At 69.8% G+C, this 20,779-nt stretch carries 13 protein-coding genes; 10 read left to right on the top strand and 3 right to left on the bottom strand.

The annotated features are described in order from the left end of the window. Positions 1–1,734, bottom strand: a 1,734-nt coding sequence (locus tag VFZ09_RS28370; RefSeq protein WP_329730816.1) for a serine/threonine-protein kinase, incomplete at its 3' end; no start/stop codon positions are given. 406 nt (positions 1,735–2,140) lie between these two features. Between VFZ09_RS28370 and VFZ09_RS28365 the strand changes: the two genes are divergently transcribed. From VFZ09_RS28365 to VFZ09_RS28355, 3 genes are all read left to right on the top strand, one after another. After that, a complete protein-coding gene (locus VFZ09_RS28365) occupies positions 2,141–5,026 on the top strand; it encodes a 2-oxoglutarate dehydrogenase E1 component (protein WP_329730815.1) in 2,886 nt (961 codons plus the stop codon). Then, positions 5,016–6,230, top strand: coding sequence for a 2-oxoglutarate dehydrogenase complex dihydrolipoyllysine-residue succinyltransferase (gene odhB, locus VFZ09_RS28360; RefSeq protein WP_329730814.1), 1,215 nt, complete (start codon positions 5,016–5,018; stop codon positions 6,228–6,230). Before VFZ09_RS28365 ends, odhB begins: the two co-directional genes overlap by 11 nt. Before the next feature lie 146 nt (positions 6,231–6,376). Beyond that, positions 6,377–6,580 carry a cold-shock protein gene (locus tag VFZ09_RS28355; RefSeq protein WP_073558789.1) on the top strand — a complete coding sequence of 68 codons (204 nt, stop codon included), beginning with the start codon at positions 6,377–6,379 and terminating at the stop codon, positions 6,578–6,580. 99 nt (positions 6,581–6,679) lie between these two features. On the opposite strand, the gene VFZ09_RS28350 is transcribed toward VFZ09_RS28355, so the two are convergent. Beyond that, a complete protein-coding gene (locus VFZ09_RS28350) occupies positions 6,680–8,893 on the bottom strand; it encodes a S9 family peptidase (RefSeq protein ID WP_329730813.1) in 2,214 nt (737 codons plus the stop codon). Positions 8,894–9,011: 118 nt separating this feature from the next. Between VFZ09_RS28350 and VFZ09_RS28345 the strand changes: the two genes are divergently transcribed. The 3 genes from VFZ09_RS28345 (at position 9,012) to VFZ09_RS28335 (ending at position 14,267) form a co-directional block, all read left to right on the top strand. Further along, positions 9,012–9,776: a hypothetical protein gene (locus VFZ09_RS28345; protein ID WP_329730812.1), complete on the top strand. Its 765-nt coding sequence runs from the start codon at positions 9,012–9,014 to the stop codon at positions 9,774–9,776. A 153-nt stretch (positions 9,777–9,929) separates the two neighbouring features. Continuing rightward, complete coding sequence (locus VFZ09_RS28340; protein WP_329730811.1) at positions 9,930–11,747, top strand: methyl-accepting chemotaxis protein; 1,818 nt, start codon at positions 9,930–9,932, stop codon at positions 11,745–11,747. A gap of 66 nt (positions 11,748–11,813) precedes the next feature. Continuing rightward, positions 11,814–14,267 (top strand): glycoside hydrolase family 3 C-terminal domain-containing protein, encoded by a 2,454-nt coding sequence (locus VFZ09_RS28335; RefSeq protein ID WP_329730810.1) that lies wholly within the window; start codon positions 11,814–11,816, stop codon positions 14,265–14,267. A gap of 19 nt (positions 14,268–14,286) precedes the next feature. Here VFZ09_RS28335 and VFZ09_RS28330 read toward each other — a convergent pair whose 3' ends face one another. Then, positions 14,287–14,652 (bottom strand): DUF6184 family natural product biosynthesis lipoprotein, encoded by a 366-nt coding sequence (locus tag VFZ09_RS28330; protein WP_329730809.1) that lies wholly within the window; start codon positions 14,650–14,652, stop codon positions 14,287–14,289. 259 nt (positions 14,653–14,911) lie between these two features. On the opposite strand from VFZ09_RS28330, the gene VFZ09_RS28325 reads away from it, so the two are divergent. The 4 genes from VFZ09_RS28325 to VFZ09_RS28310 all read left to right on the top strand — a co-directional run bounded on the left by VFZ09_RS28325 (position 14,912) and on the right by VFZ09_RS28310 (position 20,779). Continuing rightward, positions 14,912–15,361, top strand: coding sequence for a DUF2147 domain-containing protein (locus VFZ09_RS28325; RefSeq protein ID WP_329730808.1), 450 nt, complete (start codon positions 14,912–14,914; stop codon positions 15,359–15,361). Between the two features lie 65 nt (positions 15,362–15,426). Further along, positions 15,427–15,564: a hypothetical protein gene (locus tag VFZ09_RS28320; protein ID WP_329730807.1), complete on the top strand. Its 138-nt coding sequence runs from the start codon at positions 15,427–15,429 to the stop codon at positions 15,562–15,564. A gap of 140 nt (positions 15,565–15,704) precedes the next feature. Continuing rightward, complete coding sequence (locus VFZ09_RS28315; protein ID WP_329730806.1) at positions 15,705–16,463, top strand: hypothetical protein; 759 nt, start codon at positions 15,705–15,707, stop codon at positions 16,461–16,463. Between the two features lie 290 nt (positions 16,464–16,753). Next, entirely contained in the window at positions 16,754–20,779 is a 4,026-nt protein-coding gene (locus VFZ09_RS28310) for a DUF6531 domain-containing protein (protein WP_329730805.1), read from the top strand.

Here is a 20,779-nt window from a genome sequence, read left to right as displayed (position 1 = left end):
CTCGAGCCGGGCCCCCGGCCCCTCCTGCACGGTGACGAAGTCCTCGTACACCACACCAGCGAACCGGGTGCCAGCATCGGCCCCGGTGCGGATGCCCAGCAGCCGCATGGTTTCCAGGGCGCCGGGCGGGCACGCCTCGGGCGGGGGCGTGGCGCGCACCTGGGCCCCGGGGCACCCCGCGGCGAGCGCGCCCACGGCGGCGGTGCACAGGGTGTGGGCCATGGCGCTGCGCACCGGGCCCTGCTTCTGCTGCTGCGAGGGGGAGTCCTTCCGCGAAGTCTTCACGCGCGTCGTGTCCTGGGGGAGCATCGCGGGGGCGACGGGCGCGGGGGTGGCCGCCCACGCGGGCGCCGCGCCATCTCCACCTTCCAGCGGACACCATGGAGGCGCCACTTCCTGGCGCTCCAGCACCATCAGCAGGTGCTTGAATCCCTCTTCCAGCCCCCTCTGAACCAAGAAAGACCGGGACGGTGGCACAGGTGGAGGCGGAAAGAGGTTCGTCGCCAGCGCCAGCGCCATGACGCCGCCACCGAGCAGAAATACCTTCGCCTTTGGAACGGTGGGCGCGCGCTCCCCGGCCGTAGCGGCCACGGCGGGAGGCGACACGGGAACCAGTTCCGGCACGTCCCCGGGCTTGCCACGCCGGGGGTGCTCGCGCTCGTACACCAGCAGCCGACGATCCCGAGCCAGCGCCTGCTCCACATCCAGCACTTCGTCCATCCGGGTGGTGGCGCTCTCCGGGCTCCAGGCTTCACACAACGGCACCTCCCAGGCCGCGTCCGCTCCGGCACCTACCGCCTCCAGCGCCGCACAGACAGCCTCCGCATCCGCGTAGCGCGCCTCGGGCGCCGCCTCCAACATGCGCATGCACACGGCGGACAGACCCGGGGGGACGCGCGGGTTGCGCTCGTGCGGCGGCACGGGCCGGGTGCTCAGCACCGCGTCCTCCACCTCCTCCTCCCGCGCCCCGTCGAAGGGCCACACTCCCGTCAACAGCCAGTAGAAGAGTACGCCCAACGCCCACAAATCGTCCCGGGCGCTCGCCACGTACTCCTGGCCTGGCTGGCGCTCACGCCGGAAGCGCCAGGCCTCCGGAGCACGGTAACGGATGGCGCCCGGCAACTGCCCCCGCGTCACCGTCAGCGCTCCTGGAAACGTGCCCACGCCGTAGTCCACCAACACGGGCCTGCCCTCCCCCGTCACCACCACGTTGTCGCACTTGATGTCGCGGTGCACCACGCCCACGTCATGCGCCACCACCAACTGCTCCGCCAGCTTCAGCACCACATCCGCGACCCCACGCGCCGTGGGGTTGTGGCGTTCCACATACGTGTCCAGGGGCAGCCCGGGCACATAGGCCGTAACGATGTAGAGAAAGAGGGGTCCGAAGCCAGGATGCTCACCATGGTGGCCATGGCTGTCCACCACCATGAGACCCACGTGGTGCAGGCGCAGCAACACCTCCAATTCCCGCAGCGCCCACTCGCCCGCGCGAGGCAGGTAGAGCAACTTCACCGCATACTCGGTGCCATCACGCACGGCCCGGTACACGGTGCCGTAGCTGCCCGCCCCCACCTTCGTCTTCAAGACGAGGGTGCCCACCGTCTCCCCCTCCCGTGGCAGGAACTCCTCCTGCGCCCCCTCCTTCAGGAGCCGTCTCAACAACTGCCGCTGGAGCCGTTGCGCACGAGCCTGCCGCGCCCCATCCGTCCCCCCTCCCTCTGCCTGCCTCATGCGTGCTACCTCCCAGGTGGGGCAGCCTAGCATGACACCCGCCGTCACCGGACACGTGCGGGCAGGGCCTCGGGTGGGCTCCGCTTCCAGTCAACTGGAAGCACCCCACATGCACACACATCACTTCCAGTCAACTGGAAGTGAAGGTCCTTTGGCACACCTCTCACCAGCGGCGCGTTAGCCAGCTCTACCGCCTCTCATGAGGGCTGCTGGCCCAGCCAGGAGCGCAGGCCGTGGCTCCGGGCGAAGCATGGGATGGGACGGAAATCAAAAAGGTGCGCTCACGTGGCGCATGAATCCTGCTGCTCCCCCGGACCGGAAGGATTGGGAGCCGGGACCCGGCTGATCAACAAATCGTGCCGAAAACCCCCCAACGGGGCGGCCTTCCAGTAAAAGAGCGCACGCCATGGCGAATTTCCAGGACTCGTACCTCTCCGGCGGAAACATCGACTTCATCGAGGGGCTCTACGCGCGCTACCTCGAGGATCCGTCCAGCGTGGACCCGAGCTGGCGCGAGTTGTTCGAGCGCAACGACGGCGCCGGCCGGCCCATCTTCAACAAGACCCTCATCGAGCCGCCCGCGCCCGTGGTCCCGGGCAAGGACGGCGGCAAGGGAGAGAAGGGCAACAAGGCCGCCGCCGCGGTGGCGCTGGCCCCGCAGACGGCCCCCACGGTCGCCTTCGAGCAGGACATGAAGCTGCAGGCCCGGGTGGACCAGGCCATCTCGGCCTTCCGCCTGCGCGGCCACCTGCGCGCCCAGCTGGATCCGCTCGGCCGGCCCCGCCCGGCCCTGGACCACGTGGCCGACGTGGGCATGGTGGACGACAAGCACTTCTCCACCGCCGAGCTGGAGCAGCTGGTGGAGAGCGCCCACGTCTTCCCCGAGGCCCGGGTGAAGCTCAAGGAGCTGCTGGGCCGGCTGCACCGCACGTACACCGGTGCCATCGGCGTCGAGTACATGCAGATGCTCGACAGCGAGCGGCGGCGCTGGCTGATGAAGCGCATGGAGTTCACGGAGAACCGCACGGCCTTCTCCGTGGACGAGCAGCGCCACATCCTCACCCGGCTGTCCTACGCCGAGGGCTTCGAGAACTTCCTGCACACCAAGTTCATCGGCGCCAAGCGCTTCGCGCTGGATGGTGGTGAGGCCCTGGTGCCCATGCTGGACGCCGTGCTCGAGGTGGGCGGCGACCTGGGCCTCAAGGAGGTCGTCATCGGCATGGCCCACCGCGGCCGCCTCAACGTGCTGACGAACATCCTGGGCAAGAAGCCGGATCAGATCTTCAGCGAGTTCGAGGGCCCGCAGGACCCCAAGCAGCACATGGGCCGCGGCGACGTGAAGTACCACATGGGCTTCAGCTCGGACCACACCACGCGCGGCGGCAAGGGCATCCACCTGTCGCTGGCCTTCAACCCCAGCCACCTGGAGGCGGTGGATCCGGTGGTGGAGGGCCGCGTGCGCGCCAAGCAGGACCGCAGCGGCGACACCGAGCGCACCAAGGTGATGCCGCTGCTCATCCACGGCGACGCGGCCTTCATCGGCCAGGGCGTGGTGGCCGAGACGCTCAACATGGCGGGCCTCGAGGGCTACAAGACGGGCGGCACCCTGCACGTCGTCATCAACAACCAGGTGGGCTTCACCACCGACCCGTCCGACTCGCGCAGCTCCATCTACTCCACGGCCCTGGCGCAGATGCTGGACGTGCCCGTCTTCCACGTGAACGGGGACGACCCCGAGGCGTGCGTCCACGTGGCCCGCCTGGCGTCCGAGTACCGCCAGACCTTCAAGAGCGACGTCGTCATCGACCTCGTCTGCTACCGCCGCTTCGGCCACAACGAGGGAGATGACCCCTCGTTCACCCAGCCGGCGATGTACGAGATCATCCGCAAGCACCCCTCCGTGCGCACGCTCTACGCGCAGCAGCTGGCGCAGCAGGGCCGGATTCCCGCCGACGAGTCCGAGGCCATCAAGCAGCGCTGCATGCAGGAGTTCGACGCGGCGCTGCTGCGCGCCCGCGCGGAGAGCCAGTTCAAGGAGCCCAACGCGCTGGAAGGCCTGTGGCAGCCGTACAAGGGCGGCGCGCACAAGAGCGCCCCGCTGGCCACCACCGCGGTGGACAAGGAGACGCTGCGCGCGGCCCTGAAGAAGCTGGCCGAGGTGCCCGAGGGCTTCAACGTCCACCGCGACGTGGAGCGCACGGTGCTCAAGAAGCGCCAGGCCATGCTGCAGAGCGAGGAGCTGCAGTGGAGCGAGGGCGAGTCGCTCGCCTACGCCACCCTGCTCTCCGAGGGCTACGCCATCCGCCTCAGCGGCCAGGACAGCGAGCGCGGCACCTTCAGCCACCGCCACGCCGTGCTGCACGACGTGAAGACGGGCGACAACTTCGTCCCCCTGCGCCAGTTCCCCACCGGCAAGGCCCGCTTCGAGGTCTTCAACAGCCCCCTGTCCGAGATGGGCGTGCTCGGCTTCGAGTACGGCTACAGCCTCGACGTGCCGGACGGCCTCACCCTCTGGGAGGCCCAGTTCGGTGACTTCGCCAACGGCGCTCAAATCATCATCGACCAGTTCATCGCGGCCGGTGAGAGCAAGTGGCGGCGGCTGAGCGGCCTCACCCTGCTGCTGCCCCACGGCTACGAGGGCCAGGGCCCGGAGCACTCCAGCGCCCGTCTGGAGCGCTTCCTGAGCCTGAGCGCCGAGGACAACCTCCAGGTGGCCTACCCCACCACGCCCGCGCAGATCTTCCACCTGCTGCGCCGCCAGGTGCTGCGCCCGCTGCGCAAGCCGCTCGTCATCATGTCGCCCAAGAGCCTGCTGCGCCGCCCCGAGGCGACGAGCAAGCTGGACGAGCTGGCCACCGGCACCTTCCAGGAAGTCATCCTGGACCGCGTGAACCCGGCCAACGTGACGCGGCTGCTGCTGTGCTCCGGCAAGGTCTACTACGACCTGGTCAAGACGCGGGACGAGCGCAAGGACGAGTCCATCGCCATCGTCCGCGTGGAGCAGCTCTACCCCTTCCCCTTCGACGAGCTGGCAGGCCTCGTCGCGAAGATGCCGAAGCTCACCGAACTCCTCTGGGTGCAGGAAGAGCCCCGGAACTCGGGTGGCTGGCACTTCATGTTGCCCCGTCTGCACGACCTGGCCTCCGCCCGGGGCCAGAACCCGCTGAAGGTGGGCTACATCGGGCGCGCGGAAGCCGCCAGCCCCGCCACCGGCTTCCCCCAGACGCACAACCTGGAGCAGCAGCTCATCGTCGAGGAAGCCATCCTCCGAGGAACCAAGAATGGCCGTTGAACTGAAAGTCCCGCCCCTGGGCGAGTCCATCACTGAAGCCGTCGTCGGGAAGTGGAACAAGAAGAAGGGCGAGTCCGTCTCCGCCGACGAGCCCCTCGTCGTCCTGGAGACCGACAAGGTCACCATCGACGTGCCCTCCCCCGCCGCCGGCTCCCTCGCCACCATCGCCTTCAACGAGGGTGACAAGGTGCGCGTGGGCGACGTGCTGGGCACCATCGACGCCGCTGGCGCTGGCGCCTCCGCTCCCGCGCCCCAGGCCGCCGCTCCCGCCGCCGCGCCCGCTCCCGTCGCCGCCGCCGCTTCCGCCGGTGCCGACGTCCGCATGACGCCCACCGCCCGGAAGATCGTCGAGGAGAACAAGCTCGACGTGGCCCAGCTCAAGGGCAGTGGCACCGGCGGCCGCATCACCAAGGAGGACGCGCTCGGTCAGCTCAACCGCCCGGCCGAGGCCCCCGCCCAGCGTGCCCCGGCTCCGGCCGCTCCCTCCGGCCCGCGCCCGCGCGCCGACCGCGAGGAGCGCGTGAAGATGACGCCGCTGCGCCGCCGCGTCGCCGAGCGCCTCGTCCAGGCCCAGTCCACCGCCGCCATCCTCACCACCTTCAACGAGGTGGACATGGGCGCGGTGATGGAGCTGCGCAAGCAGCACCAGGACAAGTTCCTCGCCCGCCACGGCGTGAAGCTCGGCTTCATGAGCTTCTTCATCCGCGCCGCCGTCGAGGCCCTCAAGGCCTTCCCCCAGGTGAACGCGGAGATCGACGGCGACGACGTCGTCTTCAAGCACTACTACGACATCGGCGTGGCGGTGAGCGGCAGCCGCGGCCTCGTCGTCCCCGTGGTGCGTGACGCCGACACCCTGTCCATGGCCGAGCTGGAGAAGAAGGTCGGCGACTACGGCACCCGCGCGCGCAACGACAAGCTCACGCTCGCCGAGCTGCAGGGCGGCACCTTCACCATCACCAACGGCGGCATCTTCGGCTCGATGCTCTCCACCCCCATCATCAACCCGCCCCAGACGGGCATCCTGGGGATGCACAACATCGTGGAGCGCCCCGTGGCCCGCAACGGCCAGGTCGTCATCCGGCCCATCATGTACCTGGCCCTCTCCTACGACCATCGCCTCATCGACGGCCGCGAGGCCGTGCAGTTCCTCGTGCGCGTCAAGGACTGCATCGAGGACCCCACTCGGCTGCTGCTGGAAATTTGAAAAGCCGCTAAACGGCACCAACCAGGAAAACAGGGCAGCCGACTGGACAGGCGCTCGGCTGCCCGCCTAGCCTTTCACCTGTCACCCGACGGACGGGGGACGGGAGAACGAGTCGGTCTCGGGCCGGCTCCTGACAAGGAAGCACAATGGCAACTGGTACCGTGAAGTGGTTCAACGACGCGAAGGGCTTCGGATTCATCGTGCAGGACGGCGGCGGCGAGGACGTGTTCTGCCACCACACCGCCATCAACATGGATGGGTTCCGCACCCTCGCCGAGGGGCAGAAGGTGGAGTTCGAGCTGGCCAAGGGCCCCAAGGGTCTGCAGGCGCAGAACGTTCGCGCCGTCTGAGTCCGCCCCGAGCCACTGCGTACCGATAGTGGCCTCGGAAAAAGGCCCGGCATCCCTCAGGAGGAGCCGGGCCTTTCTCTTTGCGGGCTGTCCCCGCGGCTACTTCGCCAGGTGCCGCTTGAAGTGGTTCATCACCCACTCGTACTGGCGCTGGGTGACGAGCGGATCCGGCACCATGTGCGTGAGGCCGCTCAGCGGCAGCAGCTCGTGGTGCTTGCCGGCGCGGAAGAGCGCGTCGGACAGCTTGAGCGTGTGGAAGAAGTACACGTTGTCGTCCGCGGTGCCGTGGATGAGCAGCAGCGGGGAGATGGGCTTGCGGGTGTCACGCGCGTAGGTGAGCAGCGAGCTCTTCTCGTAGGCCTCGGGGTGCTGCTGGGGCAGGCCGAGGTAGCGCTCGGTGTAGTGGGTGTCGTAGTCGAGCCAGTCCACCACCGGAGCGCCAGCCACCGCGGCCTTGAAGACGTCCGGACGCTCGAGGGCGGCGAGCGCGCCCATGTAGCCACCGAAGCTCCACCCCTCGATGCCCACGCGCTGCGGGTCCACCTCGGGCACCACGGCGGCGAGCGCCTGGACGGCGGCGGCCTGGTCCTCCAGCGTCACGCCGGAGAAGTCCAGGTGCACGGCGCGCTGCCACTTGGAGCCGCGCAGCGGGGTGCCGCGGCCATCGAAGCGGGCGATGAGGAAGCCCTGGTCCGCCATCCACTGCGACAGCAGGTGCGCGGCCATGGACTTGTGCACGACGGTGACGGTGGGGCCGGCGTACACCTCGACGATGGTGGGCAGCTTCTGGCCGGGCTTCGCGTTGCGCGGGCGCACCAGCGAGGACTGGAACTTCAGCGGACCCACCTCGCGGTACTCGACGACGGGGACGAAGCCGGGCTCCACCGCCACCGAGGGCAGCTCGCCCACGCGGGAGCCATCACCCCGCACCACGTAGGTGCGCGGCATGGACGTGGGGCTCGAGTGGGTGATGACGGCCAGGTTGCCGGAGCGCGCGACGCTGCCCATCTCCACCGCCTCCCCCGTGGTGCCGGGGCGCACCTGCTCCGGAGCGCCGCCCTCCTTCACGCGCCACAGGTAGCTCTCCGAGGGGTTGGGGCCGCCCACGAAGTACAGGGTGCGCTCCTTCTCGATGTAGCGCGCGAGGTTGCGGAAGCCCGCCTCCGGCTTCACCAGCGAGCGCGCGAGGCTTCCATCCGCGTTGCGCAGCTCCACCTCGGGGCCGCCATTGCGCTCGGTGTACCAGAGGAAGCCGCTGCCATCCTCGAGCCACAGCGGGAAGGTCTGCTCCAGCTCGAGCCAGGCGTCATCCTTCTCGGTGAGCAGCTCCTTCGTCTTGCCGCTGGCCGTGTCCACCGCGAGCAGCTTCTCCTCCGTCTGCGTGCGGTTCTGCACCAGCACCGTCAGGGAGCCCTTCTTCGGCCACACCACCGTGGCCAGGTACGGGTACTTCTCCGCGTCCCACTGCACCCACACCGTCTTGCCGCCCGTGACGGGAGTGATGCCCAGGCGCACCTTCGCGTTGTTCTTGCCCGGCCGCGGGTACGCGTAGTCCTCCGCGCCCTTCTCCGGGTGCATCACGTCGATGATGGAGAGCTTCTCCACGTCCGCCGTGTCCGACTCGGTGTAGGCGATGAACTTCGCGTCCGGGCTCCACCACCAACCGGAGAAGCGGCTCATCTCCTCCTGCGCGACGAACTCGGCCAGGCCGTGCGTCTTCGCCGGGCTGCCTCCCGTGGTGACACGGTGCTCCTTGTTGCTGGCCACCTCGAGGCGGAACACGTCGTTGTCCCGCACGTACGCCACCTGCTGGCCGTCCGAGGAGAGCCGCGGATCGATCACGCCCGGGCCCGTCTTCAGCTCGGTGGACTTCCCGGTGAGGCGCTCGACCAGGTAGAGCTTGCCGGAGAGCGGCACGAGAATCCGCGAGCCGTCCTCGGACAGCTGGTACGTGGTGAAGCCCCGGGCACTCACGCGCATGCGCTCGCGGCGGGCCTTCTCCTCGGGGGTGAGCGTCTCCTCGGAGCCCTTGAGGATGGCCTCGGGGGTGAGCACCTCCTTCGCCTCGCCCGTGGCCACGTCGAAGGCGAAGAGCGTCTGGATGGGCGCGCGCGGCTGGCCCCGCAGGAAGAGGACGGTCTTCTCGTCGGGAGTGATGCGCGGATTGACGGGACGCCCGCTCATGAAGCGGCGCGTCTCCGCGAAATCCTTCAGGAAGGCGTCTTGGGAGGCGGTCATGGTTTTCGCGGGGGGCTGCTGGGCGAGGACGGGGGCGCTCGTCAAAAGGAGCGCGGCTGCGAGCAGGATGCGCATGCGGGGCTGGCGCCCGGGGAGCGGGCGTTCCCTCCTTTGAGGTAGGAAGCGCGCGCAGCCTACACTCCCGGCGGCGCGCGGCCCGCCAAATGCCGTGAACGGACGGTTATTCCCTGTGATGGACGAATCCCACAAGCATCTGCGTCTGGCGGGCGTCATCCGGCTGTCACTCGGCGGTGGCCGGGGGCCCTCGGACGCATACGTGTTCGACCCGCACCGGCTGGCACTGCCCGCGTGGGCCTGCGCGCTGGAGGACGGGCCGCCGGCGCTGCTGGTGACGCTGGACCGGCACCTGGATCTGGTGGTGCCCCAGGCCCCCGCGGCGGTGCCGGACCGCTCGGCGGGGCTGCGCGCCCTGGACGAGCACGCGCGGTGGGCCCTGGACGTGCGCAACTACGATCACGTGCTGGCGGCCATGGAGGCGGGGCTGGTGGGCGACGCGCTGGTGCTCGCCCGGGGACGGCCGCGGGGGACGTTCTCCGGAGACGTCTACGTGGACACGCGGGGACGCCCGCACCGGCTGGTGGTGGTGCCCACCGTGGACCGCGCCGCCGAGGCCTTCAACGCCCCCGCCCCCGGTGACGCGGTGCGAGAGGTGCTCCAGGCCGCCGGGCGCGTCCTGCTGGACGTGGACCTGGACTGCTTCACCAGCCTGAGCGACGCGGACCCCACCACCGTGCTCCCCTGGCCCCAAGGTGTCATCCGGGACTACCTCCTGCCACCGGACTCGGAGTCCTTCTGGGACGCGGTGCTGGAGAAGTGCGTGGCGCTGACGCTCGCCCGCGAGCCCCACCACTGCGGAGGGCTGCTGGCCTCGGGGGAGCTCTTCCGGGACGTGGCCGAGGTCCTCTTCCAGGAGCTGCTCCACACCCAGCCGCCCTAGTTTTCCTTTTCCCAGTTTTCCTCTATTTGAAGGCGCACCGGGTGGGACCGGATTAACATCCCGGCCGATAGGGAAGCATCCAGGCAGGCGCCGGGATTTCTTCCCGCGCCTCTCCATAAGCCCCCCCTCCCTCTGGGAGAATGGCCACGCCTCATGAACGGCTCGCCCCCGCAGACGGTCATTCCTCCGCAGCTCGCCCGACGCATCCACCTGGTCGTGTTGGCGTGGCTCACGCCCTCCGCGCCCATCGCGGGCTACCTCCTCGCGTTGTCGTTGGGGCTGTCCGCCCAGGACCACCTCTGGGCCCTGGTGCACGTGCTCCCCGTGGTCTTCGTGGTGGCGGCGCTGCTGATTCCCTGGACGGGCATCTCCTTGCTGCTGCGCGGCAACCTCCCCGCCCGGCCCGGCGAGCCTCCCCAGGAGCGGCTCGCCCGGCTGCAGATGCTGCCCTGGAAGCTCGCGTTCATGGTGACCCAGGCCCCTGCCCTGCTGGGCGGGCTCGTCTATGTCGTCCCGCTGGTGCTCCGCACCGGCAAGCACCCCTTGATGATCGGGCTCGGGTTCCTGGTGGCCGCCACCATCGGCCAGGTGCTGGCGCTGCCCGTGGGCATCAAGCTCGAGCAGATGTTGATGCCGCTCATCATCGAGGAGCGCAACCGCCTGAGGGTGCAGGCCACCGGCCAGGGTGCCTTCTGGCCGCGGCAGCGCTGGTTCCTGCCCTACGTGTTCGCCTCCGCGCTGACGAGCACCCTGGTGCTCACCGGACTGGTGTTCATCCTGCAGACGCTCGAGCTGCGCGATGCGCAGATGAAGGCCGTGCTCGAGGACCCGTCCATTCCCCAGGCCCAGGGCGCGCTGATCGCCGAGAAGCTGCATGGCTTCAGCGACAGCCTGCTGACCACCATGGGCCCGCCGCTGCTGGCGATGGGGGCGTTCGTCCTCATCGTCCTGTCGCTGTCCGCCTGGATGCTGGCGCGCCGCCAGGTGCGCGCGACATCGGCCGTGCTGGAGGCCATCGAGGCCCTGGCCCAGGGCGCCCCCTTCGCGCCCCGCTGGGCCTCCACCGACGAGATGGGTGACCTCGCGGCGGGCATGACCACGGCGCTCGAGCGGCTGCAGGAGATTCCCACCCGCCTGCAGGCCTCGGCCACCATGCTGCTGTCGGCGAGCACGGCCCTGGGCTCCGCGAGCCACCAGCAGCGCCAGCGTCTGACGGAGCAGGCCGCCATGCTCCAGCAGGCCCAGCTCACCTCGGAGGAGATCCGCACCACCTCCGAGCTGGCCTCGCACAAGGCCGAGACGGTGCTCAGCGTGGCCGGCCACGCCGGGCAGCTCGGCCAGTACGGCGAGGAGTCCCTGGAGCGGACCCTCACGGGCCTCAACACCATCCGCGACTTCGTGGACGGCATCCGCGGCAAGGTGCTGCGCCTGCAGGAGAGCGCCACGCAGATCGCCCACATCGCCGTCACGGTGAAGGACCTGGCGGACCAGTCCCACCTGCTGGCGCTCAACGCCTCCATCGAGGCCGCGCGCGCGGGAGACCAGGGCGCGGGCTTCGCCGTGGTGGCCAGTGAGATTCGCAAGCTGGCGGACCAGACCATCCGGGAGAACGCCCTCATCCGCAAGAGCCTGCTGGACATCGGCACCGCCATCCGGGACGTGGTCTCCATGAGCGAGCAGGGCGCGCTGCAGGTGGAGGGCGGCCTGGAGATGGTGAAGTCCTCGGGCAACAACCTGCGCGAGATGTCCTTCATCATCCAGGAGAACGCCGCGGCCGTGCGGCAGATCGCCGTCGCGGTGAACCAGCAGAACACGGGCATCTCCCACATCTTCAACGCCATCGGCCACATCTCGGCGGGCATGGACGAGACGATGAAGCGGCTGGACACCACGCTGCAGGCCACCGAGACGCTCCAGGCCGTCACCCGCGAGGTGACGGAGATCGCCCGCCGCTACCAGCTCAACCGCTGAGGCGGCATGCGTGGGACGCCTGGTCCCACTACCGCGGCACCTCCGGTCCCGCGTAAGACTCCGGGCATGAGCAGGGAAACGACGGAGCCCCAGGCAGACGTGGCCGCGACGCTGGCCGCCATGACGCTCGAGGAGAAGGTGGCGCTGTGCGCGGGCCGGGACCTCTGGACGCTCGGCGGCGTGCCCCGGCTCGGCGTGCCCCGCATCGTCCTCACCGACGGCCCCCACGGCGTGCGCCTGATGAAGGGGGACCTCGGCCAGGCGGTGAACCTGGCCACGAACGAGCCGGCCACGTGCTTCCCCACCGCCTCCGCCCTCGCGGCCACCTGGGACGTGGCGCTGCTCGAGGAGGTGGGCGTGGCGCTCGGCGAGGAGGCCCGGGCCATGGGCGTGAGCGTCCTGCTCGGGCCCGGCGCGAACATCAAGCGCACGCCCCTGTGCGGCCGCAACTTCGAGTACTTCTCCGAGGATCCACTCCTCTCCTCGCGCATGGCGGCCGCGTGGATCCGCGGCGTGCAGCGCACGGGCGTGGCCGCCTCCCTCAAGCACTTCGCCGCCAACAACCAGGAGGAGCGCCGCACGTACATCGACGCGCGGGTGGATGCGCGCGCGCTGCGGGAAATCTACCTCGCGAGCTTCGAGCACGCCGTCACCGAGGCCCGGCCGTGGACCGTCATGGCCGCCTACAACCGGCTCGAGGGGACGTACTGCACCCAGCACCCGTGGCTGCTCACCCGCGTCCTCCGGGAGGAGTGGGGCTTCGACGGCGTGGTGGTGTCCGACTGGGGCGCCATCGACGTGCGCGTCGAGTCGCTCGTCGCCGGGTGCGACCTGGAGATGCCCGGGTCCCTGGGGCGGGGGGATGCGGCCCTCCTGCGTGACGTCCGGAGCGGGCGGGTGCCGCTCGCGGTGCTCGACGCGGCCGTCACGCGCATCCTCCAGCTCATCCAGCGCACGGCCAGGGCGCGCGAGCCCGGCCATACGTACGACCCGGAGGCCCACCACGCGCTCGCGCTCCGGGCGGCCGCGGAGGGAGCGGTGCTCCTGAAGAACGAGGGCGGCGTCCTGCCCGTCAGCCCCGCCTCGCACCTGGCGGTCATCGGCGCCTTCGCGCGGGAGCCTCGCTACCAGGGCGCGGGCAGCTCGGAGCTCACGCCCACGAAGCTGGAGAACGCGCTCGGGGCGCTGCGCACGCGCGTCGCGGAGGCCGGCGGGCGCCTCACCTACGCTCCGGGGTACGGCCGGTACGAGGATCGCCCCGACCCGGCGCTCATCGCCGAGGCGTGCGAGGCGGCGCGCGGTGCGGACGCCGTGCTGCTCTTCGTCGGCCTGGCCGAGGCCTATGAGACGGAAGGGCTCGACCGGGAGTACCTGCGCCTGCCTCCCGCGCATGATGCCCTCGTCCGCGCGGTGGCCGAGGTCCACCCGCGCGTCGCCGTCGTCCTGAGCAACGGGGCTCCCGTGGAGATGCCCTGGCATGCTCGGGTGCCGGCCATCCTCGAGGCCTACCTCGGCGGGCAGGCGGGAGGCGGCGCCGTGGCGCGCGTGCTGATCGGAGACCTGGAGCCCGGGGGACGCCTGGCGGAGACCTTCCCGCTGCACCTCGAGGATCTCCCGGTGAGCGCCATGCCCAAGGGCCCGCGGGTGCTCGAGTACCGCGAGAGCCTGTACGTGGGCTACCGCTACCACGACGCGGCCGGCACGGACGTGCTGTTCCCCTTCGGCCACGGGCTCTCGTACACCACGTTCGCGTACGCGGACCTCTCCCTGGACGCCGAACGGCTGCGCGACGGCGACACGCTCGAGGTCTCCGTCACCGTGACGAACACCGGCCCACGCCCCGGCGCCGAGGTGGTGCAGGTGTACGTGCACGCCGTGGCCCCCGGCGTGTTCCGCCCCCCCCAGGAGCTGAAGGCCTTCACCAAGGTGCGGCTCGCCCCGGGAGAGTCGCAACGGGTGCGGCTGACGCTCGACCGGCGCGCCTTCGCCGTCTGGGACGCCGCTCGCGGGGACTGGGCGGTGGAGCCCGGTACCTACGAGGTGCGCGTGGGCAGCTCCTCGCGGGACGTGCGCGCGCGCGCCCGGGTGGAGCTCTCCTCCGAGGCCCCTCCCCTGCCCCAGGACGTTCCCGCGGTGTACCGGGACGTGCGAGCGCCGGGAGGCTTCAGCCATGAGGCCTTCGCCGCCCTGTACGGCGCCCCCCTGCCGGAGAACACCCACGAGGCGCCCGGCGCCTTCACGCTCAACACCCCGCTCATGGACATGCACGCTTCGCCCGTGGCGCGCTTCATCCACGCGCGCATGTTCGCCGAGGCGAGCAGGTTTCTGGGGAAGGCCCGGGAGGACATCTCCCCCGTCCTCCGCAGCATGCTTCAGGAGGCCTCGCTCCGCTCCCTGTGGCTCGCCACCCAGGGCCTCGTACGGCGGCCCCTCATGGAGGCCCTGCTCTCCCTGAGCAATGGCCGCTACACCCGCGGAGCCCTCGCGCTCCTGCGGGCCGCGCTCACCCTGGGGCGATGAGCGGCCGGGGACCGGGCGCTCAGTCCTCGGCGTCCTGGCACACCGCGCCCGAGCCGCAGACGATGAACACGGTGTTGAAGTAGTCCACCCCGCTCGAGCACGAGGTGGTGCGGATGCGCTCCAGGCACGTGTCGAGCCCCTTCTCGTTGATGGCGGGGCAGTTGTTCGCCGTCCACACGCCCTGGAAGAAGTCCCGGCTCTTCACCTCACACTCGGCCCGGTCCTGGAACTCCTGGCCCGAGCCAGAGCCGATCTCCTCACAGCCCGCGTAGTAGTCGCAGGCGGCGCGGGTGGCCTGGACATGCGCGTCCTCGCGGGTGGTCGGGCCACACGCGGGCAGAACGGCCAGCAGGGACAGCAGGGACAGGGAAGGAGAGAGGCGCATACGGGTGGGCATCGTGGATGACATGGCTTGCTCCGTGTGGGTCCTGACGCGAAGCGCCTTATAGGCAGACACGCCTCATGGGTCACGCACCGAGAGCAGCCCGGGCGGCGCTCCCTTCTTCTTGGAGAGAAGGAGGGCTTTGGGTGCTTCCACTCTGGGGGTAGGCTCGGACGCTGAGTGCGGATGGAACGCAGAGGGGACGTCACCGCGGCGCACGGACCCTCGCGGCATGTGACTCCCAGCGCCCGAGGATCTCCAAATGACTGCGACCCGTTGGTTGGGACTGGCCACGCTGACCCTGCTGTTCGCCACGAACGCCCTCGCCCAGGAGGCGAGCGCCGTGGGGCGCTGGACCACCATCGATGACGAGACGAAGAAGCCCAAGTCCATCGTCACCATCTACGAAGAGGGCGGCAAGCTGTACGGGAAGATCGAGAAGCTCTTCCGCGCGCCCAACGAGGAGCAGAATCCGCTCTGCGACAAGTGCGAGGGGGCGCTGAAGAACCAGCCCATCATCGGCATGGTCATCCTGCGCGACCTCAAGAAGGACGGCAATGAGTGGACGGGTGGCACCATCCTCGACCCGGCCAATGGCAAGACCTACAAGGCCAAGATCGCCGTCGAGGACGGGGGCAAGAAGCTGAAGGTCCGCGGCTTCATCGGCATCGCCCTCATCGGGCGCACCCAGTACTGGATGCGCGCCGAGTAGGTAGAACCCGAGCATCAGGGCCGCCCTCCCGGGAGCTTCCCGGGGGCTGGCGGAGGACACGGCACATGGCGAAGTCACGCGAGTGGACGTACCGGGGACCGCGCGGCCAGCTCGTGGCGCGGACGTGGAGCGGGTCCCAGGCGCCGAGCGAGGTGCTCGCCCACGTCACGGAGTTCATCCGGACGCAGCTCACCGCCCTCTGAGGACGCGGTCACCCTCCAGCGAGCACGACAACCCGCGGCTCGGACCCTACTGCGGACGTGATATTTCCGTGGAGCGAGATGGAGACCTGTCTGGTCATCCTCGGCACCATCGTGCTAGGAACGCTCCTCGGGAGGACTGCATGAAAGAAGAAGACACGCCCTGGAGCGGAGGACCCCTGGGGCCGTATCGCATCACCCTTCGCCATCGCGCGATCGGCGGAGGACTGGGGCGCCTGTACGAGGCGCGCAACACCGAGACGGGCAACCCGGCCCTGGTGCTCATGCCCGCCCCCAAGGGAGATCTGCGGGCGGAAGAGCACTGGCAGGTGCGCGCCACCGCCAACGTCACCCCGCCCTACCTCGCGCTGGAGGTGGAGCACGCGCCCGCGAACGGACAGCCCCGGCAGCTGACGTGGATGCTCGAGCGGTGGGCGGCGACCTTCATGCGCATCGACGCCCGGCCGGAGATGCGCGCCCACCTGACGGGAGGCCCGAAGGAGTCTCGTCCGCGTCCGGCGGGCCGGCTCGGTTCGCCCGGGGCGGCGCTGGCGCTGGCCGCGCTGCTCGCGCTCGCGGTGCTCCTCTGGCCACGGGCCACCGTGCATCCGCAGGAGGTGCACGCCCAGGAGAAGCACTCCGTGGAGGAAAGCCTGGAGTTCATCCCCGCGAACGATGAGGTGCTGGCGGGCATCGCGGGGCTCCCCATGCCCGAAAAGCCTGCTGTGGGCCAGAAGAGGCCTCCGTGCGATGCCACGCGTGGCGAAGTGGAGCTGCGCGGCGCGTGCTGGCTCGAACTGGCCAAACACCCGCCGTGTCCCAGAGGCATCGCCGAGTACCAGGGCAAGTGCTACGTCGGCATCGAAGCCACGCCGCGCCCCCCCACCTCCATCGGGCCCTGAAACATCGTCCCACGGTTCCACTTGGGACTCGCGCAGGCCCAACCCTCGCGGCGCGCACGGCGAAGTCCTTCGCCACCACACAGCCAGCGTCCACCTCGCACGCCGCGCTGCCTCCAATCACGCCGGCTCCGTTCTCGTTGTCACGGTATTCATTGTCATCGCGCCGCGCACTCCGCAGCCCCTCGAGCACCTCCACCACTTGGAATGGATTGGAGGCGCAGGCCGCAAGTAGCATGGCTCCTGGACAATGATGGGCGGCCGGATGTCCAGGCCGCGGGAGGTCAGGCGGCATGATGCTCGCGGTCAAGCACCTGGATCCGGTGTTGGGAATCGACATCCACTTCATCATCACCCCACCCGGAGTGGTGGTGCCCATTCCCCACCCGCATATCGGCATCGTCTTCGACCCGTTCGACTACCTGCCCATCATCGGCGCCACGGTGGTGGTCAACGGCTTGCCGCGGGCGCAAGCGGGCACGGGCGGCGTGACACTGCCTCCCCACTTCCCCATTGGAGGGGTGTTCGCCAAACCGCCGGGCAACGAGAACGAGACCTTCATGGGCAGCTCCACCGTGGTGGTGGACGACGAGCCCTTCACCTACATGACGCTGCCGGTGCTCAGCTGCCAGGACATCGGCATGCCCTCGCCGCCACGCAAGAAGGGGCCGGGGGCCAAGACGCTGCTGCTTCCCACCTCCATTGCCCTGTCCATTCCGACGGGGCCGCCGGTGTTCGTGGGCGGGCCTCCGACGATTTCCCTGTCGGGGCTGATGACGAAGGTGGCGGTGGGAGGCCTGCTCAAGGGCTTGAAGAAGCTGCGCAAGCTGCAGAAGGGCAGCCGGAGGATGAAGGCCCTGTCCGAGCGCCTCAACCGGAAGGCGGCCCGGGCCCTGGACGCGCTGAAGGTGGGCAAGGAGTCGCGCATGCGGGACTTCGCCCGCGGTGCCATCTGCACGTTGACGGGGCACCCGGTGGACGTGGCCACGGGGAAGGTGGTGACGGAGGCGGCGGATTGGGAACTACCGGGGCCCATCGCGCTGCGTTTTACCCGCCGCTACGCCTCGAGTTGGGGCGAGAGGGACACGGGGCTGGGTTGGGGGTGGAGCCACTCGCTGGGGTTGGCGGTATGGGAGGAGGACGGGCGGGTGGTGTACCGGGCGGAGGACGGGCGGGAGCTCGAGTTCGACACCACGGGCTTCCCCGGACAGCGGATGCCGGTGGGGGCCCAGGTGGAGCAGCGGATGAACCGGCTGACGCTGCGGCGGGAAGGGGAGGCGCGCTGGGAGGTGGAGTCGGCGGAGGGCCTCACACACGAGCTGCGGCGCGTCGCGGGCGAGAGACAGCCGGGAGTGTGCCGGGTGGTGCGCACGCGCAACCGGCCAGGCCACGCCATCGAGTACGAGTACGACGGGCTGGGGCACCTGAAGTGGGTGAGGGACAGCGCGGGCCGGCGGGTGCTCTTCGAGTGCGACGCGGCGGGACGCCTCCTACGGGTGGCGCTGCCTCACCCGCGCGAGCCGGGGCAGGTGACGCACAACCGCTACGTGTACTCGGAGGCGGGACACCTGGTGGAGACGCGGGACGCGCTGGGCCAGGCCATGCGCTACGCCTACGAGGGCTGTCTGCTGGTGAAGGAGACGGACAGGACGGGCCTCTCCTTCCACTTCGAGTATGACGGGAAGGGGGCGGAGGCGTGGTGCGTGCACACGTGGGGGGACGGCGGCATCTACAACCACCGGCTGCGCTACGACAGGAGGGCACGAGTCACCGAGGTGACGGACTCACTGGGCCACACCACCACCTACCACTCCAACGCAGCGGGGGTGGTGGAGAGGGAGGTGGACGCGCGGGGAGGGGAAAAGCGCAAGGAGTACGACGAGGCGCTGCGGCTGGTAGGGGAGACGGACGCGCTGGGCCACACTACCACGTACGAGTACGACGCGCGCGGCAACCGGACGAAGGTGGTGGGACCGGACGGGACCACGGTGGCTGTGCGCTACAACCGGCACAACCTGCCGGAGGAGGCCACGGACGCCAACGGGGGCACGTGGCGCTGGCGCTACGACGTGTGCGGCCAGTTGCTGGAGGAGACCCATCCGCTGGGGGAGACGCGGCGCCATGCGTATGTGCGCGGCCTCCGGGTGGTGGAGGTGGGCGGGGGCGGTGAGCGGACGGAGTACGAGTACGACGAGCAGTGCAACCCCATTCGCGTCCGCCTGCCCACCGGAGGGCAGGTGCGTCTGGAGTACGACCGGAGGGGCCGGAGGGTTTGCCTTCGAGACGCACGCGGGGGCGTGGAGCGGGTGCACTACGACTTGCTGGACAGGCCGGTGCGGGTGGAGGGGCCCGGCCTGGAGATGCTCGAGGGCCACTACGACGCGGAGGGCAACCTGCTGGAGGTGAAGGGGCCGCTGCGTCAGGTGCGGCTGGGCTACACGGGCTTGCACTGGCCCGCCTGGCGGGAGGAGGCGGGCACCCGCCTGGGCTGGCGCCATGACGCCGACGGCCAACTGGTGGAGGTGGAGAACGAGGCGGGCGAGGTGTACCGCTATACCCGGGACGAGTTGGGACGGGTGGTGCGCCAGGAGGGCTTCGACGGGGCGGTATGGCACTACGAGTACGACGCGGCCGGGCGGCTGACGAGGGCCACGCAGCCGAGTGGCAAGACGCGGCACCTCACCCATGATGAGGCGGGGAGGCTGACGCGGGTGGAGTACGGCGACGGCACCTTCCGGGCCTTCGGCTACCGGGCGGACGGGGCGCTGGTGGAGGCGGAGAACGAGTCGGGCCGGGTGCTGCTGGAGAGGGATGCGCTGGGACGGGTGGTGGCGGAGAAGCAGGGGGAGGTGGAGGTGGTGTCCCGCTACTCGGCGGCGGGCCACCGGGTGGAGGTGGAGAGCAGCCTGGGGGCGCACCAGAAGCTGCTGAGGGACGCGCTGGGGTGGGTGCATGGAGTCACGTCCACCTCGCCTGGGAGGGCGGCGTGGACGGTGCGGATGGAGAGGGACGCGGGCGGGCTGGAGGTGAAACGGTGGATGCCGGGCGGGGTGGAGGTGGGCTGGAGGCATGACGAGGCGGGCCGCCCCACGGAGAGGCGCACGTGGGTGGGCGGCGGGACGGTGGCCCAACGCACCTGGCGCTGGCGGGCCGGTGGCCAGTTGGCGGCCATGTGGGACGCGGTACATGGCGCCAGCGAGTACCGGCACGACGCGCGGGGACGGCTGGTGGGGACGAAGCGGCCGGACGGCGGCTTCCAGCACCGGGCCCTGGACGAGGTGGGCAACCTCTACCGCCACCCCGCCCGGGCGGACCGGCGCTACGGGCCGGGCGGGCGGCTGCTGCAATCCTTCGAGACGCACTACACCCACGACGCGGACGGCAACCTGACGGAGAAGCACACGCCCCAGGGCACCTGGCGCTATGGGTGGAATGGGGCGGGCTTGCTCTCCGAGGTACAGCGGCCGGACGGCACCCGGGTACACTTCGCCTACGACGCGCTGGCCCGGCGCACGCGCAAGGTGGTGCTGAGCGCGGAGTTGGCGGGGCAGCCGGCATCCACGCGCGAAGTCCGCTTCGTGTGGGATGGACACGTTCCGCTGCACGAGGTGGCTTCTTCCGAAGACGTCACCACCTGGCTCTTCGAGCCGGAGAGCTTCGCTCCGCTGGCCCGGGAGGACACCACCGGGCGCTACGCGGTGGTGACGGATCACCTGGGCGCGCCCACGGAGATGTACGACGAGTCGGGGCAGCTTGCCTGGAGGATGCAACTGGACACCTTCGGGGTGGGCAGGACGGACGTGGCCCTCGAGCCGTGCCCCTGGCGCTGGCCGGGACAGTACGAGGACGAGGAGACGGGCCTCCTCTACAACCGCTTCCGCTACTACGACGCGTATGCCGGGCGCTACATCAGCCAGGATCCGTTGGGACTGGCCGCGGGTCCCAATCTCTACGGCTACCCCGAGGACCCTCTCTCCGCCAGTGATCCCTTGGGGTTGACCAAATGTACGAGGCATGGGGTCAAGCGGAACAATCCAGCCGCTTGGCGCCAGTTGCGCGACTTGTGGGATCAGATTGGTTACGGCGATATTCTCAGTGACGCCAACCGCCAGAAGATTGCCAAGGGGCAGACGCCTGAGGTGGATGATGCTTGGATCCGGCACTTTCCAGGAGACAATGTACTCAAGGGGGAGAAGATTCCAATGCATCACATTGGTGGGAGTCCTATCACCGTTCCGCTTCCAGCAAGTCGGCACCTGGACGCGCATATGCCTGGTGGATTCAAGAACAACCCGGGTGGTCCCGGAATGTCTGGTTGA

Origin of the sequence: Archangium sp. (assembly GCF_036277355.1) — a bacterium.
Taxonomy (GTDB): Bacteria; Myxococcota; Myxococcia; order Myxococcales; family Myxococcaceae; genus Archangium.
Note: the sequence above shows the minus strand (reverse complement) of the source record. Positions and strands in the feature narration are given on the sequence as shown.